General features: G+C 61.1%; 15 protein-coding genes. 8 read left to right on the top strand and 7 right to left on the bottom strand.

The genetic code is table 11. The features are described 5' to 3' along the window. Positions 1-68 precede the first annotated feature (68 nt). The 5 genes from glnE to FHJ80_RS07035 form a co-directional block, all read right to left on the bottom strand. Positions 69-3,032: a bifunctional [glutamate--ammonia ligase]-adenylyl-L-tyrosine phosphorylase/[glutamate--ammonia-ligase] adenylyltransferase gene (gene glnE / locus FHJ80_RS07055; RefSeq protein ID WP_139526317.1), complete on the bottom strand. Its 2,964-nt coding sequence runs from the start codon at positions 3,030-3,032 to the stop codon at positions 69-71. A gap of 53 nt (positions 3,033-3,085) precedes the next feature. Further along, on the bottom strand, positions 3,086-3,457 hold the full coding sequence (locus tag FHJ80_RS07050; RefSeq protein WP_062362369.1) for a diacylglycerol kinase: 372 nt from the start codon (positions 3,455-3,457) through the stop codon (positions 3,086-3,088). Between the two features lie 28 nt (positions 3,458-3,485). Further along, complete coding sequence (dacB, locus tag FHJ80_RS07045; protein WP_139526877.1) at positions 3,486-4,907, bottom strand: D-alanyl-D-alanine carboxypeptidase/D-alanyl-D-alanine-endopeptidase; 1,422 nt, start codon at positions 4,905-4,907, stop codon at positions 3,486-3,488. 68 nt (positions 4,908-4,975) lie between these two features. Next, complete coding sequence (locus tag FHJ80_RS07040; protein WP_139526316.1) at positions 4,976-5,305, bottom strand: multidrug efflux SMR transporter; 330 nt, start codon at positions 5,303-5,305, stop codon at positions 4,976-4,978. Further along, the gene (locus FHJ80_RS07035) at positions 5,302-5,967 is read right to left on the bottom strand and encodes a tRNA (guanosine(46)-N(7))-methyltransferase TrmB (RefSeq protein ID WP_139526315.1); all 666 of its coding nucleotides are present in this window, start codon (positions 5,965-5,967) and stop codon (positions 5,302-5,304) included. The genes FHJ80_RS07040 and FHJ80_RS07035 overlap by 4 nt, the downstream gene beginning before the upstream one ends. A gap of 222 nt (positions 5,968-6,189) precedes the next feature. On the opposite strand from FHJ80_RS07035, the gene FHJ80_RS07030 reads away from it, so the two are divergent. From FHJ80_RS07030 to FHJ80_RS07000, 7 genes are all read left to right on the top strand, one after another. Beyond that, positions 6,190-8,073: a beta-ketoacyl synthase gene (locus FHJ80_RS07030; RefSeq protein WP_139526874.1), complete on the top strand. Its 1,884-nt coding sequence runs from the start codon at positions 6,190-6,192 to the stop codon at positions 8,071-8,073. Beyond that, positions 8,070-8,564: a pantetheine-phosphate adenylyltransferase gene (gene coaD, locus FHJ80_RS07025; protein ID WP_139526314.1), complete on the top strand. Its 495-nt coding sequence runs from the start codon at positions 8,070-8,072 to the stop codon at positions 8,562-8,564. The genes FHJ80_RS07030 and coaD overlap by 4 nt, the downstream gene beginning before the upstream one ends. A 73-nt stretch (positions 8,565-8,637) precedes the next feature. Continuing rightward, on the top strand, positions 8,638-8,886 hold the full coding sequence (locus FHJ80_RS07020; protein WP_139526313.1) for a YfhL family 4Fe-4S dicluster ferredoxin: 249 nt from the start codon (positions 8,638-8,640) through the stop codon (positions 8,884-8,886). A gap of 49 nt (positions 8,887-8,935) precedes the next feature. Then, positions 8,936-10,249, top strand: coding sequence for an MATE family efflux transporter (locus tag FHJ80_RS07015; protein WP_139526312.1), 1,314 nt, complete (start codon positions 8,936-8,938; stop codon positions 10,247-10,249). Between the two features lie 166 nt (positions 10,250-10,415). Then, on the top strand, positions 10,416-11,726 hold the full coding sequence (locus tag FHJ80_RS07010; protein WP_139526311.1) for a short-chain fatty acid transporter: 1,311 nt from the start codon (positions 10,416-10,418) through the stop codon (positions 11,724-11,726). Between the two features lie 72 nt (positions 11,727-11,798). Continuing rightward, positions 11,799-12,344, top strand: coding sequence for an acyl-CoA thioesterase (locus FHJ80_RS07005; protein WP_139526310.1), 546 nt, complete (start codon positions 11,799-11,801; stop codon positions 12,342-12,344). A gap of 33 nt (positions 12,345-12,377) precedes the next feature. Continuing rightward, positions 12,378-13,382 (top strand): ion transporter, encoded by a 1,005-nt coding sequence (locus FHJ80_RS07000; protein ID WP_139526309.1) that lies wholly within the window; start codon positions 12,378-12,380, stop codon positions 13,380-13,382. Here the strand turns inward: FHJ80_RS07000 and FHJ80_RS06995 are convergent, their stop codons facing one another. Beyond that, a complete protein-coding gene (locus FHJ80_RS06995) occupies positions 13,383-14,777 on the bottom strand; it encodes a PLP-dependent aminotransferase family protein (RefSeq protein ID WP_139526308.1) in 1,395 nt (464 codons plus the stop codon). 95 nt (positions 14,778-14,872) lie between these two features. Here FHJ80_RS06995 and FHJ80_RS06990 point away from each other — a divergent pair, with 95 nt between their 5' ends. After that, positions 14,873-15,478, top strand: coding sequence for a LysE family translocator (locus FHJ80_RS06990; protein WP_139526307.1), 606 nt, complete (start codon positions 14,873-14,875; stop codon positions 15,476-15,478). Here FHJ80_RS06990 and FHJ80_RS06985 read toward each other — a convergent pair. Continuing rightward, on the bottom strand, positions 15,475-15,834 hold the full coding sequence (locus FHJ80_RS06985; protein WP_239286109.1) for an I78 family peptidase inhibitor: 360 nt from the start codon (positions 15,832-15,834) through the stop codon (positions 15,475-15,477). The two genes, FHJ80_RS06990 and FHJ80_RS06985, sit on opposite strands and share 4 nt — an antisense overlap. Positions 15,835-15,921 lie beyond the last annotated feature (87 nt).

Raw genomic sequence — 15,921 nt, 5'->3', positions numbered from 1 at the left:
CCGCTCTGGAGCAGTCGTTAACAGGCTAGCTTTTTACCGATGCTACTGAAAAATGCTTGGCGCGCCAATCAAGGCTCCAAAAAACGCTGCCACAGCGCCGTCACCACTTGGCGATGCTCTGCAAACTCGCTGACTTGGCCCAACGCCTTCTCTCCCGTCAACGCCGCGCGGTGCGTGCGGCTGCGATAGGCCAAATACGCCTCGCGCAGCTGCTCGGCCTCCTCTGGTGTGATATGCCCACTTTCCGCCAGGGTTTCCAGAATACGAATGTTATCGCTATAGGTGATCAGCGCTGGCGTTTGGTGGGAAAGCGCCAGCACGGCGTACTGACACAGGAACTCGATGTCCACCATGCCACCGGCGTCATGCTTCAAGTTAAAGGTGGCGTCGGGACCACTCTCCAGCGGCCCTTTGGTCCCCAAGTGGTCACGCATCTTATGGCGCATGCTGACCACGTCGTCGCGCAGTGCGTCGGGATCGCGCTCATTGCGTAAAATATCGCCGCGCAGGGCGTCGAATTTCTTGGCCAACGCCGCGTTACCTGCCACAACGCGCGCGCGCACCAGCGCCTGATGCTCCCAGGTCCAGGCGTTTTGGTGCTGATAATCGGCGAAGGCATCCAGCGAGGTGACCAATAGCCCCGCATTGCCTGACGGTCGTAGACGCATGTCCACCTCGTACAGGCTGCCTGCGGGGGTCACGGCGGTGAGCAGGTGGATGATGCGTTGGCCCAGACGAGTGAAGAACACCGGTGTATCCAGGGGACGTGGACCGTCGGTACTGCCTTTGCCGTCACTGTCGTGCAGGAAGACCAAGTCCAGATCCGAGCCGTAGCCCAACTCGATACCGCCGAGCTTCCCATAACCGATCATCAAAAAAGCAGGCTCACGGCTATTACATCCGGCAGGGGCGCCGTGCTTGCGCGTCACGTGCTTCCATGCCATGGCCAGCACCGCCTCCAAGATCACTTCGGCGATGTAGGTCAAGTAATCGCTGACTTTCATCAAGTGGCGGGTACCGGCGATATCGGAGGCGGCGACGTGGAGCATCTGGGCATGCTTGAAGACCCGCAGCGCCTCTAGCTGTGCCTCTTCGTCATCTTCGGGTATCCGGTTGAGTGTCTGGCGTAGCTCGTCGCCCAAACGCGCCTTGTCGGCGGGCGTGTAGAGCGTGTCGGGGGTCAATAGCTCGTCCAGTAGGATCGGGTAGCGCGCAAGCTGCTCGGCTATCCAAGGGCTCGCCGAGCAGAGCCGCATGAGATGCTCCAGCGCCTGAGGGTTTTCCCGCAGTAGCGCCAAGTAAGCGGTACGGCGCAGTACGGCCTCGATGAGGGGTTGCACCCGCGCCAGCGCGGTATCCGGCATATCGCTCTCGGCAACGGCACTCAGTAGAAGTGGCATGAGCGCATCCAAACGCTCGAAGCCGATGCGCTGCATGCTCTGCACGGCCCGGGAGCTGTAGAGGCTCTGCACACGCTTGAGCGCCCGCTCGGACGTCTGAAACCCCGCGTCACTAAGCAGAGCCAGCGCTTCGCCCTCTTCCAGCTCGCCGCGCCAAAGCAGCCGCCACTGGGCAAGGCCGGCCTCGCTCTGTTCCTCCTCTACGTCCTCCTCCGGGTCGGCAATCACTGCATCGAAATGCTGACGAACACGCTCGCGCACCTCGTCGAGCTGGGCGATGAGTCCAGGCCAATCCTCATGCCCCATGGCCAACGCCACGCGCTCGCGATCTTCGTCATCGCTGGGCAGGGTTTGGGTTTGGCGATCTTCGAGTGCCTGCAGAGCGTGCTCCACGTCGCGCAGAAAGGCGTAATCCGGCAGCAGCTCGTCCACCACGGCTTGGGGCAATAACCCAAGCTCCGGTAAGCGCTCGAGCGCCGTATGCAGCGAGGTGACCTGCAGCTCGGTATCGCGGCCGCCACGAATCAGTTGGAACGCCTGCACCACGAACTCCACCTCGCGAATGCCTCCCGGCCCCAGCTTGATGTTGCTCTGCATGCCTTTGCGCTTCACTTCGCGGTTGATCATTGCCTTCAGCTCGCGCAGCGATTCGATGGCGCCAAAATCGAGGTAGCGGCGATAGACGAACGGCCGCAGGCTGGCCAGCAGCTCATGCCCGGCGTCGAGGTCCCCGGCAATGGGCCGCGCCTTGAGCATCGCGTAGCGCTCCCACTCTCGGCCCTGGTCCTGATAGTAGCTGGAGAGCATCGAAAAACTGCCCACCAGCGGGCCGCCGTCGCCCAGCGGACGCAGGCGCATATCCACGCGGAACACGAAGCCATCCGCCGTCATGGCATCCAGCGCAGCGATCAAACGCTGGCCCAACTTGGTGAAGTACTCTTGATGTTCCAAAGGCTTACGGCCGCCTTCGGTCTCGCCCTTTTCAGGGAAGGCAAAAATCAGGTCGATGTCCGAGGAGAGGTTGAGCTCGCCAGCCCCTAGCTTGCCCATCCCCAACACGACGAGGCGCTGGGGCGAGCCGTCGCGGCGCGGAGCAGGCGTGCCCCAGCGGGTGGCGTAGAAACGCTCCAGCCAACACAGCGCTGCGTCGGTGCATACTTCTGCCAGCCAAGAGACCGACCGGGCGGTGTCCCACATGGAGGCGCCGTCGGGGCGTTCAAGATCGCGCCAAACGATACCCAGCATGCGCGCACGGCGAAAACGACGCAGGACCCGGTGCAGCGCCTCTTCGTCCTCGGCGCTCTCTAGGGCTTCATCCAACCACTGGGTCAGCGCTTCCTTACTGGGGGCGCTATCCAACTCTCCGGCAGCATCCAACTCGGCCAGCCAGTGGGGAAACCGCGCGAGCGTATCGAGAGCAAAGGTGGAAATCGTCACCACCCGCGCCAACGCCTTGCGGCGGGCAGGGGCTAGAGCGTCCCAATGACGGGAGGGTAGCGACTGTTTGGTCATCGAGGCGATGTTATCCGCTTGGCTCAGTGCCTCACTCAGGCGCTGGTGGGCCTGGGCGGCCGCCGGTGCGAGCGACTTGGGGAGCGTATCCGTGGGAAATAACGCATCGTGGGACTGCATAAGCACCTCTTTGCCAAGCGATTGTTATGATTCTCAACGACATTCTAGGCCAACTAGCCCATCCATTTTTCCCAGCCTAACAGCCCCCAGGTCAGCCCCGCCATCATCAGCGACAGCATCACCGCGGCCGAGCCGATGTCCTTGGCGCGCCCTGACAGCTCATGGTGTTCGGTGCCGATACGGTCGACCACGTTTTCGATGGCGCTGTTGAGCAGCTCGACAATCAGCACGAGAAACAGACTGCCGACCAGCAGCAGCCAACTGATCGGGCCTTCGCCAATCCACCAGGCAAATGGCAGCAGCACGGCAGTAATCGCCAACTCCTGGCGAAAGGCAGACTCATTACGAAACGCTGCTTTCAGGCCTTTCCAGGAGTAGCGTGTGGAGTGCAATAAATGGGTTAACCCCGTGTGACGTGGTTTCATGCCCGTTGTGCCTCAGCTAAGCGTTTCATTAATTGGCCAGTATCATTGCATCGAGATCTAACGACAGTGGGTCGAGCACCTCGGGCCAGCTGAGATAAGGCGTGCTGCCGCTACCATTCACCAGCACGCTGAACACGCCCCAGCGCCCTTGGGCCGTGCGGAAATAGCCTGCCGCAGCGCGCACGGCAAACGGTTGGTTGAGCGTGCCAGTTTTCAGCATGACGTTATGTTGGAACGTGGATGTGCCGCGACGAATGAAGCGCATCACCCCATTGGCGGGCGATTGAAAAGAGGCTACGAAACTGGGGAACAGCGCGCTTTGACGGAACATGTCCTCCAGCATCACGTTGACACCATGAGCTGAGGTGCGATTGTCAGTGGTCAGCCCACTGCCGCTGTGTAACGTGATCGGGCCATGCCCGGGCAGGCTCTGCACATAGGTTTCGATGGCCTGCCCTGCTTGACGAAGCTGCGCTTGGGGTGTTTCCACCAAGTTCAGCGCCAGCACGTCGGCCATGTAATTGTTGGAGTAGTTCATGGTGCGTAGCAGCAGCTCCTGGAGCGGCTGGCTATCCACGGCGGCTAGGCGCTGGGCGCTACTCGGCGGCTGGCTGGCGCTGACGCGCCACGGATCGCGCACACTGATACCGGACTGGTTGAGCATACTGAGCAGTACCTGGGCCGTCTTCTCTGCGGCATCGCCCGCACCACGGTAGACATCCCGCGCCACCGCGTTGGTGGAAATCTGCCCCGTCAAGCGCATGACATCACCGCGTTCGTCGGTTAGGCGCTCTGCGCTGATCTCGGTGCCGCTATTGGCCGGACGCGTGACGACCTGATTATCGATGACGATCAGCGGATCTTGGCTGTCGCACAGACCCACCCGCGCAGGCGTCCCCGGCTGGGCCGCCGGGGCGACGTTGACGCACCAGGTGCCAAAGTTGACACCCGCCGAGGAGAGCGGCGCACTATAAGCGTTGGTCACTCGGGTACGGGCATTGCAGCGGTCCGTGGTGATGCACTCCACCGGGCCAAAGCGCCACTGGCTGACGATGAGTGCCCCGTCGACATGGGCAACACCTGCCAGCCGCAGCCGATGAACGAGCCGCCACAGGTCTTCGGTCGTCAATCCAGGGTCGCCGCCGCCCTCGAACACGAGATCGCCACTCAACACGCCGTCCTGTACCTGCCCAGTACTGACGAGCTGGCTGGTGAAACGATGCTGGGGGCCAAAGCGGTTCAGCAGGGCCGCCGACATATACGCTTTCGTGACCGAGGCGGGCGAGAGCTGACGCTCCGGATTCAGGCTACCCAACAGCGGGTTACTGCCGCTATCGGCATCCAACAAGCGTGCCTCAGCGCTGATGGCAAAGCCTTTTGCTTCGAGTTGGCTCAGCCGAGTGAAATCGGCCCAAAGCGCTGAACTGGCGCAGAGCGCAGCGGTCGTCACCCCGGCAACGACGCCGTTACGTAGCCAGCGTGTGGAGAAAGTCAGAAAACTCGTCACGTCGAGCAACCTCAATGAACGTTCATTTTGGAAAAGACCTGCAGCGTTACCACACCCGCCACGATCAGCGTGATACCCAGCACGGCGGGCAGGTCTGGCGTTTCACCAAACACCACGATGCCAACCAGCGTCACCAGCACGATACCCAAGCCCGCCCAAATGGCGTAGGTAATGCCGACGGGTAGCGTGCGCAGTACCAAACTCAGTAAATAGAACGCGACCCCGTAGCCCCCTACCACCAGCAGACTCGGCAGTGGGCGGGTAAACCCCGCCGAGGCTTTCAAGGCACTAGTGGCGATTACTTCCGCCACGATCGCGAGAATCAGATAGATAAATGTCATGGGCGCTCCAACTCGATGCACAAACGCCAGAGCGTTTGGCCACTTTGGTCATATTTGGCTTCGAACGGAGTGAGATAATCACCGTTAGGTTGCAGCGCGGTGACGCTAGCTGCTTGGCCTGTGACGATGTTCACGGCCTGGGCAAACTCTTCCACATAAAGCTGCCAATTCGAGCGCAGCTCCAGCCGTCCTCCCAAGGCTAATAGTGTGGGGAAAACAGGATGGCCATGCCAGCGCATTTTCAAGTGGGCCGACTTAGGGTACGGGTTGGGATACAGCAAATAGTGGCGCTCGGGCGCCCAGCCTGCTTCCAGTGCTAGCCGCCAAAAATCGACCAAATCGGCACGCACCAGTAACGCATTGTCCGGCAACTCGCCGTGCTCGCGCCCCAGCCGATCTTCGCTACGATCGACGCCGATGACACTGCACTCAGGGAACCTTAGTGCCAATCGTCGGGTCGATAGGCCCACCCCGCAGCCCGCGTCGAGGATCAAAGGCGCACCGCGCTGCTGTCGCCACGCGTTGGCCCGTTCGAACGCTCGCCGCGTGTGATCAGCAACGGGTTTGCGCAGCGGATGTGCGAGCGCGCGGGTGACTCGCCGGGCCACATCGTGATGCGGCCCGGGCTGATTGGACGTCACTGGCCGTGAGGTGTGCTGCATGCCATCCCCTGGGTTAAAAAAAGCGTGATTCTATCAGTCTCCCGCGCGCTCGGCATGACGCCGTTGCACGCCCGGTGCTATGATCACGCCCGAGCCATACGTTCAGCTCACTGATTAAGCTCGGATCGGTCGCCATTATCGACTCGGTCTGACAATAACTGTTATTAAAAACCACCGCACCACGAGGAACCCGGCTTGTCACACTTACCGGTGATTGTCGGCATGGGCGGCATCAATCCCGCCGGCAGAACCTCGGGCCATCAGGCCTTCCGCCGCACCGTGCTTGATGCTTTACCTGCTGACCAGCAGCGCCAGACCCTGGAAGGCTTGGCGGCGCTCATGCGTCTTGCCGAGCACTCCGACAACGGATGGCACGACAGCGCAGGACAGCCCATCGACGCCCCTGCCCTACGGCTGCGTAATCAGGTGCTTAATCACACGCTGATTCGCCGCAACGAAGACCCGCGCTTTCTGGCCCCGGGCCTGCCCGCGAATCGACGCGCCGACATGACCCTAGCCGAGCCGATGTGCGTCACGCTGCGCCGCCGCCAGCTTCCCGATCAGTTGCCCGACGGATGGCAAGTGCGCGAGATCGACGCGCGGCAGGTCGAAGTCACCCTCCCTGCCGGTGCTTTCGACGTGCTGTTGCCTGACGCGCAAGAGCCCAAAGTCAGGGCGGCGGCCCAGTTGCCCAGCGGCTTCGATCCCGCCAGTCTGTACCGCAGTGTTCACCACCCGCGCGGGCTCTCCATGGCGGTCTTCGGTGCTAGCGATTGCCTGGGGGCCAGCGGCCTCTCTTGGGAAACACTGCGCCAGCAGCTCAACCCCGACCACATTGCCGTCTATGCGGGCAACTCCATTGGTCAGCTCGATGACCAGGGGTGGGGAGGGCTGCTGAAAAGCTTGGTAACCGGTCAACGAGCCACCTCCAAGCAGATGCCGCTGGGTTATGGGCAAATGCCCGCTGACTTTCTCAATGCCTACGTGTTGGGTAGCGTCGGCGGCACCGGCGCGGCGCTGGGGGCGTGCGCGAGCTTCCTCTACAACCTGCGCCTGGGCATCGAGGATATCCGCGCGGGTCGCCGCCGGGTGGTGATGGTGGGCACCGCCGACGCGCCGATCACGCCGGAGATCATCGAAGGGTTCCGCGCCATGGGCGCGCTGGCCGATGACGCCAGCCTGAAAGCGCTGGATGCCTTGGAGCTGCTTACCGACACCGACTACCAGCGCGCGTGCCGCCCGTTCGCTCGCAACTGCGGTTTCACCATGGCCGAAGCCAGCCAGTTTGTGCTGCTGATGGACGACAGCCTCGCCCTAGAGCTAGGGGCCGATATCCTCGGCGCGGTGCCCGAGGTCTTCGTCAACGCCGACGGCTACAAGCGCTCTATCTCTGCGCCCGGCATCGGCAACTACATCACCTTGGGTAAGGCAGCCGCACTGGTCAAAGACATGCTGGGGGAGACCGCGCTAAAAGAGCGCACTTTCCTGCATGCCCACGGCACCAGCACGCCGAAAAACCGCACCACCGAATCCCACGTGTTCGATGAAATCGCCCGCGCGAACGGCATTGAGCAGTGGCCGGTGGTGGCTATCAAAGCCTTCATTGGCCACTCGCAAGGCTCGGCGGCGGGCGACCAGCTGGCCAGCGCTTTGGGCAGCTTCGCCCACGGCCTGCTGCCAGGCATCCCAACGCTGGATGCGGTGGCCGATGACGTATATGCCGAGCGGCTGCGCTTTTTCACCACACCGCAAGCGTTTACCGCCGATGCCGCCTTCGTCAACGCCAAAGGCTTTGGTGGCAATAACGCCACGGGTGTCGTGCTCTCGCCCGACGTCACCGAGCGCCTGCTGGTCAAGCGCCACGGCCGCGCGGCCATCGATGCATGGAAAGGCCGCCGTGAAACCGTCCGCGCCAACGCCGCAGCGTATCTGGCCGACGCCGACCGGGGGCACTACGCCCCTCGCTACCAGTTTGGCGACGCGGTACTCGAAGGCCCGGAACTCGAGATACACGCTGACCGTATTCACATACCTGGCTACGATCAGGCGGTGTCGCTGGCCCCCAACAATCCGTTTGGTTCGCTAGACGAGGAGACGCCGACATGAGCCTGCGCCGCGAGAATATCGCCGTCTATCCCGGCACGTTCGACCCGATCACCAACGGTCATTTCGACCTGATCGAGCGCGGCGCGCGCATGTTCGACAAAGTGGTGATTGCCGTAGCGGCTAGCCCCGGCAAACGTCCCAGCCTGGATTTAGAACAGCGAATCGCGCTGGCGGAAGCGGTATGCGCGTCGCTGCCCAACGTCAGCGTCATTGGTTTCTCGACGCTACTAACGACCATGATGCACGAGCAGGGCGCTACGATCATTTTACGTGGTCTGCGCGCCGTCTCCGATTTCGAGTACGAGCTGCAGCTGGCCAACATGAACCGCGCTCAAAATCCCGAACTCGAGAGCGTGTTTCTCACCCCCGCCGTGGAAAACTCTTATATCTCCTCGACCATCGTGCGGGAAATCGCCAAGCTGGGCGGCGATATTTCACCGCTCGTGCATCCACAGGTCGCAGAGACGCTGCGTAAGCACTACACTACCTAGCTATCGATAATTGTTGAGTAAAACACTCGGGTATCTCGCTGCTCGGGTGATACGCCATTCGTGAGGTATGCCCATGGCCCTGATGATCACCGACGAATGCATTAACTGCGACGTCTGCGAACCGGAATGCCCCAATGACGCGATCTCTCCCGGTGAGGAGATTTACGTGATCGACCCCAATCTGTGCACCGAGTGCGTCGGCCACTTCGACGAGCCGCAGTGCCAGCAGGTATGTCCGGTGGATTGTATCCCCCTCGACCCAGAGCGCCCCGAAACCCAAGCGCAATTGATGGAGAAGTACCGCATCATTACTGCCGTTTAACTCGCCACTCCAGGTGTGCCTCAACCTCTGCGAGCGAAGGTCACTCTGAATGCGTATTTGGACCCTCGCTTGGCCCATCATTCTCTCCAATATCACCGTACCGCTACTCGGTTTGGTGGATACCGCCGTGGTCGGGCACTTACCCGACTCTCGCTACCTGGCCGGCGTGACCCTTGGCGCAACGCTATTTAGCTTTCTCTACTGGGGCTTTGGCTTTTTACGCATGGGCACCACCGGACTGGTCGCCCAGGCCATCGGGCGCGATGCGCCGAGCGACGTGCGCAACCTGCTTGGCCAATCGTTGATCATGGCGGGCGTCATCGGGACGCTTTTGATCGTGTTGGGCTCGCCGCTGATCTCGCTTGGCCTTTGGCTTCTGGATGGCAGCGCCGACGCGACACCGCTGGCGCGGGAATACGCCGAGATTCGTCTTTGGTCGGCCCCTGCCGTACTGGCCAACTACGCCATTTTAGGGTGGTTTTTAGGGCAGCAGAACGCCCGCGTTACGTTGATGATTCTGCTGCTGACCAATAGCGTGAACATCCTGCTCGACCTGGGGTTCGTGGTGGGCTTGGGGATGACCAGTAACGGCGTGGCGCTAGCCAGCGTGTTCGCAGACTACAGCGCGCTGGCCTTCGGCGGCTACTTGGTGCTGCGCCAGCTAGGGTATGTGGAAGGCCACTTTCAGCGCCAGCGACTGCTAGCACTTAAGGCGTACTCGGCGCTGTTCAACGTCAACGCCAACCTGTTCGTGCGTACCCTGGGGCTGCTGTTTGCCATGGCGTTTTTTACCGCGCAAGGTGCCCGTCAGGGCGATACCGTGCTCGCTGCCAATGCCGTGCTGCTGCAATTCATCATGCTCACCAGCTATGCGTTGGATGGCTTTGCCCATGCCGCCGAATCGCTGGTGGGGCGCGCTTACGGCCGCCAAGACTGGCGCGAGTTTACCGCCACTGTACGCGCGACGGCCCACTTTTCGTTCTGGACCTCTGCCGCTGCGGCACTGCTATTTGCCTTAGGGGGAAATCAGCTGATCGCCCTGCTTACCGGGCTCAGCGACGTGCGCGCTACCGCAGCGGCCTATCTGCCATGGATGGTCGTCATGCCGCTGATTGCCGTGTGGAGCTACCTGTTGGATGGGGTCTTCATCGGTACCACGGCAGTGCGAGAGATGCGTAACAGCATCTTTGCGGGCCTTGCCGTCTACCTGCCGGCCTGGTGGTTCTGTCAGGGTCTGGGCAATCACGGCCTTTGGCTAGCCTTCACACTTTTTATGCTCACCCGCTCGGCCGTGCTCATTGGCTATTATCGGCACTACCGGCTGACCCGCTGGCGGCCGTCATCCGGCGTTTCTCACCTTTGATCAGCAGCGTTGAACGCCACAACGGGCAGGGCGAGCGAACTGCGCTAACGTAAGGTGATGTGACAATGTTAAGCACCCCACGCATTGGCCGTGGAGGGATGAAAATTGTACCGCACCACCGTATATTAGCCGCGCACTTCCTAATAACGAATAAAGTGAGCACTTCATGCTAAAACTCATATCAAAACCAGCGGTCAAGCTGGTCGAGCGTTATTTGCCAGACCCGTATATCTTCGTTCTCCTGCTAACCCTGATTGCTGCCGTCGCCGCCATCGCGGTAGAGCGCCAAACGCCCTTGGCCGTGCTGCGTATGTGGGGCGACGGTTTCTGGGGCTTACTGACCTTCTCGATGCAGATGCTGCTCGTGCTGGTTACCGGCTTCATGCTGGCAAGCTCTCCGCCCGTGAAACGCATTCTGCAAAAAATTGCCGGTACGGCGAAATCACCCGGCGGCGCGATCATTCTCGTCACGCTGGTCTCGCTGGCGGCTAGCTGGATCAACTGGGGCTTTGGCTTGGTGGTCGGCGCACTGTTCGCCAAAGAGCTGGCCCGTCTGATCAAGGTCGACTACCGCTTGCTGGTGGCCAGCGCCTACTCCGGCTTCGTGGTGTGGCACGGTGGCCTGGCCGGTTCCGTGCCGCTGACGATCGCCACCGAAGGCCACTTCTCTGCGGACCAGATCGGCGTCATCGGCACCGGTTCGACCATTTTCGCCTTCTTCAACCTGGCTATCGTCATCTGCCTGTTCATCGCCGTACCGCTGGTCAACCGCATGATGCTGCCGGATGAGAAAGACAGCGTCTACGTCGACCCCAAACTGCTCGACGACGAACCAGAGCCCGTGGGCCGTCTCACGCGCCCTGCCGAAAAGCTCGAAAACAGCATGCCGCTGGCGCTGCTGGTGGGCGTACCGGGCCTGCTGTTCTTGCTCGACCACTTCCTTCTGCGCGGCGGCGGCCTGAACTTGAACGTGGTGAATTTCATGTTCCTGTTCCTGGCGATCGTGCTGCACCGCACGCCCCGTAACCTGCTCACTAGCCTGAACGAAGCCATTAAAGGCGGCGCAGGCATCGTCATTCAGTTCCCCTTCTATGCAGGCATCATGGCGATCATGGTGCAGTCAGGCTTGGCCCAGAGCATGTCCGAATGGCTAGTCTCGTTTGCCACCGCTAACTCGCTGCCGTTCTGGTCGTTCCTCAGCGCCGGTATCGTCAATCTGTTCGTGCCCTCCGGCGGCGGCCAGTGGGCGGTACAAGCGCCGGTCATGCTACCTGCCGCAGAAGCGCTGGGTGCCGACATTGCCCGCGTGGCCATGGCGGTGGCCTGGGGCGACGCCTGGACCAACCTGCTACAGCCCTTCTGGGCCCTGCCGGTGTTGGCGATTGCCGGCTTGAAAGCCAAGGACATCATGGGATTCTGTCTGATCCAGCTATTCATTACCGGTATTATCATTTCCGTAGGCTTGGTCTGGTTCTAAGCAGCTAAGCACGACGTCAACGCCCGCCCCTATCGCCTGGGGGCGGGCATTTTTAATCGTAGGGTGACTTTTATGTCCGACGCCTCTGATGTACCCAACGCCTCAGACCAGAGCCTTGAACACAGCGCCTTACCGGGCCAGCACGAGCTTTCCATGACGGTCTTGATGACGCCGGACATGGCGAACTTCAGCGGTAAAGTGCACGGCGGTGCTATTCTGAAGAAACTCGATGAAGTCGCCTACGCCTGCGCCAGCCGCTACTCTGGCCACTACGTGGTGACGCTATCGGTGGATCAAGTGCTGTTCAAACAGCCAATCCATGTCGGCGAGCTGGTGACGTTTCTCGCCAGCGTGAACCATGTGGGGCGCTCCTCCATGGAAATTGGCATCAAAGTGGTGGCCGAGGATATTCGCCAGAAGCTGATTCGTCATACCAATAGCTGCTACCTCACCATGGTAGCCGTGGATGCCAACGGCAAGCCCGCCCGGGTGCCGCCGCTGGCGTTGGAGACCCCGCTACAGAAGCTGCGCTTCGAAAAGGCGGCGCTGCGCAAGAAGCTGCGTAAGCAGGCCGAGCGCGAAGAGGAGCTGACTCAACAGCATCACCAGCAGCGCTAAGCGCTACCCTACCCGCGACGACAAGGAGTCATCATGCCCATCAGGCAGCGCTACCCCCACCTGCCCAAGGCCGTCGAGTATGCGCACATCGGCTGGGATCTCTTGATCCTTGCCGCCGTTGTCCTCAACCTAAGCCTGCTGCTGTTTGACTCGCTGTTCCTTATCGGTCCAATCAACCAGTCGCTGGCCACCATCGCACCTGGCTTTCACGAGTTTTACGATACGACGATTCACAGCCGCTTCATCACCATCGACTTGGTTTTCGTCAGCGTCTTCATTGCCGATGTACTCCTGGGCTGGGCCGTCGCGATTGCCGAGCGGCGCTATCACCGCTGGTTTTTCTATCCCTTCGTACACTGGTACGACGTGCTGGGCTGCATCCCACTCAGTGGGTTTCGTTGGCTACGTGCCTTACGCGTCATTTCGCTCCTACACCGGTTACATCGACTGCGCTTGATCGACGTGACCCGTTGGTCGGTCTATCGATTTTTTGCCAAGTATTACGATATTTTGCTGGAGGAGCTCTCAGACCGTATAGCGCTGCGTTTGCTAGGCAACGCTCAGGAGCAGATCATGTCCAGCGACTCGCTCACCGAACGCGTCATCGAGCGGGTGATCATGCCGCGCAAAACCCAGTTGATCCATGAAATTGCCGAGCGCCTCGAGGCGACGGCCGGACGGGCGTATCAGCAAAATCGCACCGCCATCATGATGGCCATCGACGATCTGGTGAGCCGCACGCTGCGGGAGAGCCCGGAAATTCAACGACTACACCGCTTACCCATGGGAAAAACCGCATCAAGCGCGATGCAAGCTTCTATCAGCAGTGTCGCCCAGCGGCTGGTGGATGAAATGGCGCAAGGCATGCACTCCCCCGCCTTTCGTCAACTCGTCGAGCGCACCGCCGACACCAGCTTTGACAGTTGGTTGACCGTCGACGACACCAGCGCCAAAGTGACCGAACAGGTGCTTTACGACGTGCTCGACATGCTCAAAGAGCAGGTGCGCCATCAGGGTTGGAAAGATCGCTATGACTAGCTAGACCGTTGCGGTCGCAAGGGGCGTCTGCTCTAGGCTCGCGCGCACAATGGACAGCGCACGCGTAAGCGCCGCCTGATCAACGGCCGCTCCGATGCAAATCCGCACCGCCTGGGGGGCCGGTGCGCTGCCTACGCAGAAGGGTTCCGCGCTGGTCACTTTGACGCCCTGCTGGTTGAGCCGCTCGCACAGCTCGAGCGCCCGTACGCCATCGGGTAGCGTTAGCCATACGTTGCTGCCGTTTGGCCGACGGCTCAGCGAGTAGCCCGCCAGGTGGTCCGTGACGAGCTGCTGCCGTGCCGCCAGCTCCTGGGTTTGCCACGTCAGCAGCTCGTGTGACGCGCTTTGGCTCACCCAGTGGCAAACCACATCCACCATGAGCGGTGGCACCATCCAGCTTTGCGCTCTTAAGGCCGCCGCCAGCCGCTCCAGCAGCGCAGGTGGCGCGCGCAGCACGCCCATACGCAGCCCGCCCGCCAGCACTTTTGCCGTGCTAAAGACGAACAGCGTGCGCTCTGGCGCTAACCGATAGAGCGGCGTGCCACGCTGCTCGACGGGTAGGTACTGCACGCCATCCTCTAGCAGCCATATATCGTAGCGCCTTGCGAGCGCCACGAGCTGCTCTCGGCGCGCTTCGCTCAGGCAGATGCCGGTGGGATTATTTTGATCAGGCGTAAGGTATATCAATCGCGGCGGCTGACGCGCGCACTGGGCCGCCAGCGTCTCCATACACATCCCCTCCTGGTCGAAAGGGATGGCGACCATCTTGAGATGCGCCTGTTGGGCTGCGCTGATCGCCCCTGGGTACGTCAAGGCATCGGCGGCGATCAGCTCTCCGGGGCGTAACAACGTGCCGATGGCCAGGCTAATGCCGTGCTGCCCGCCTTGAGTGATCAGCAGTTCCTCAGCGTCCAGGGCCATGCCTAACTGGGTGAGCCACTGAGAGAGAGCGGCGCGGTGGTGGTCGCTACCCTGGGAGCTTGAGTAAGCCACGCTGCGCCTGAGCGCATCCGCCGAAGTACTGAGTGTGGTCAGAGCCGCACTCAGCGCCTGCTCTCTTAAAAGATGCGGTGGCGGCAGGCTGAGGCTTAAATCGATCGTATCGTCACCGGCTTGCGTACTGGGCTGACTGCCAAAGACGTGGCTTGGTCTGCGCTCTTTCACATAGGTGCCGCTGCCTACCCGGGCGCTCACCCATCCGCGATGCTCTGCTTCGGCATAGCCACGGGTGACGGTGCCCACGGTGACGCCTAACGCATCCGCTAACCGGCGTTGGGGCGGCAGTTTCTCTCCTGGCGCCAAACCACCCCTGGCAATGGCATCGCCAATGGCCTGGGCAATCGCCCGATAGCGTGGGCCGGTCATGTGTTCAATGGAAGGCACCCAAATTGTCATGGTGACAATAAAACCTTTGACGTAAAAAATAGCCACATTATGCTAACAAAAACGCCCACCAACAACCCAATTCATCCAAATTGTATGGATACAAAATGAATAGCGAATGGCTCATCCTTGGCCCCGCAGCGCTCTATATGATGTCGATGACGCTCACACCTGGGCCCAATAACATCATGCTCACCGCCTCGGGGGCCAACTTTGGCTTTCGGCGCACCATGCCGCATATGTGGGGCATTTTAGGAGGTTGTTTCTTACTGTTTGCCAGCATTGCGCTGGGGCTAGGCGTGCTGTTCGAACGCTTCCCGGTGGTGCAAACCACGCTGCGCTGGGTAGGGAGTGCGTATTTGCTCTACCTTGCCTGGAAAATCGCCACCGCCCCGCCGCCCAACTTACACGCCAGCCAGCACGGGGTGCCGCTGACGTTTTGGCAGGCAGCCATGTTTCAGTTCGCCAACCCTAAAGCGTGGGTGATGGGGTTGGCGCTGATGGCGGGGTTTCTACCGGAGAGCGGCCAGCCGATCGTCAATGCCCTGATACTGGCCGGGTTTGCGGAAGTGGTGGCGCTGCCCTGCATTGCGCTGTGGGCCGCATTTGGCAGCGCCATTGGGCAGTGGATCAAAAGCGACCGGGCGTGGCGTGGGTTCAACATCGCGATGGGCATTCTCACCGCCGCCTGCGTATGGCTGATTTTGCGTTAGCCGCAGCGCAGCGCCTCGATCATGTCGTTGCTTTCCAGATGAATATTGAGTCGATCGTCACGGTAATCCATGGTGGCGGCGCTGCCCGGGCGCAGCACCCGCACTTGGTTGGCGCCACTCTGCGCTTCAAGTGTTTCGACGTTGGCTTCATCGAAGGGCGCACCGATGGCGTACTGCACGGCGCTAGCATCGCATGTTGGTCGAGCCGGTGCCGTTTGATCGACCGTTGGCGGTGTCGGCGCGGCCGTTTCACTGGGTGCGCTGCTGCACCCTGCAAGCAGCAGCACGGCCAGCGCGCTGCTCAAGCGTTTCACATGGCCCTTTGCGATCATCATCCCCGTGCTTCCTGGCGTCATGATTGATGTTCCTCGATGAAGTTTGTTCTGACTCACACGTGTCTCTGGCTCACTAAGCAGTGCGGGCTAGGCATTGCTGCCTAGCCC

This window comes from Halomonas sp. BL6 (assembly GCF_006228115.1).
Taxonomy (GTDB): Bacteria; Pseudomonadota; Gammaproteobacteria; order Pseudomonadales; family Halomonadaceae; genus Vreelandella; species Vreelandella piezotolerans.
The sequence above is the reverse complement of the archived record's forward strand: the minus strand, read 5'-3'. Positions and strand labels throughout refer to the sequence as shown.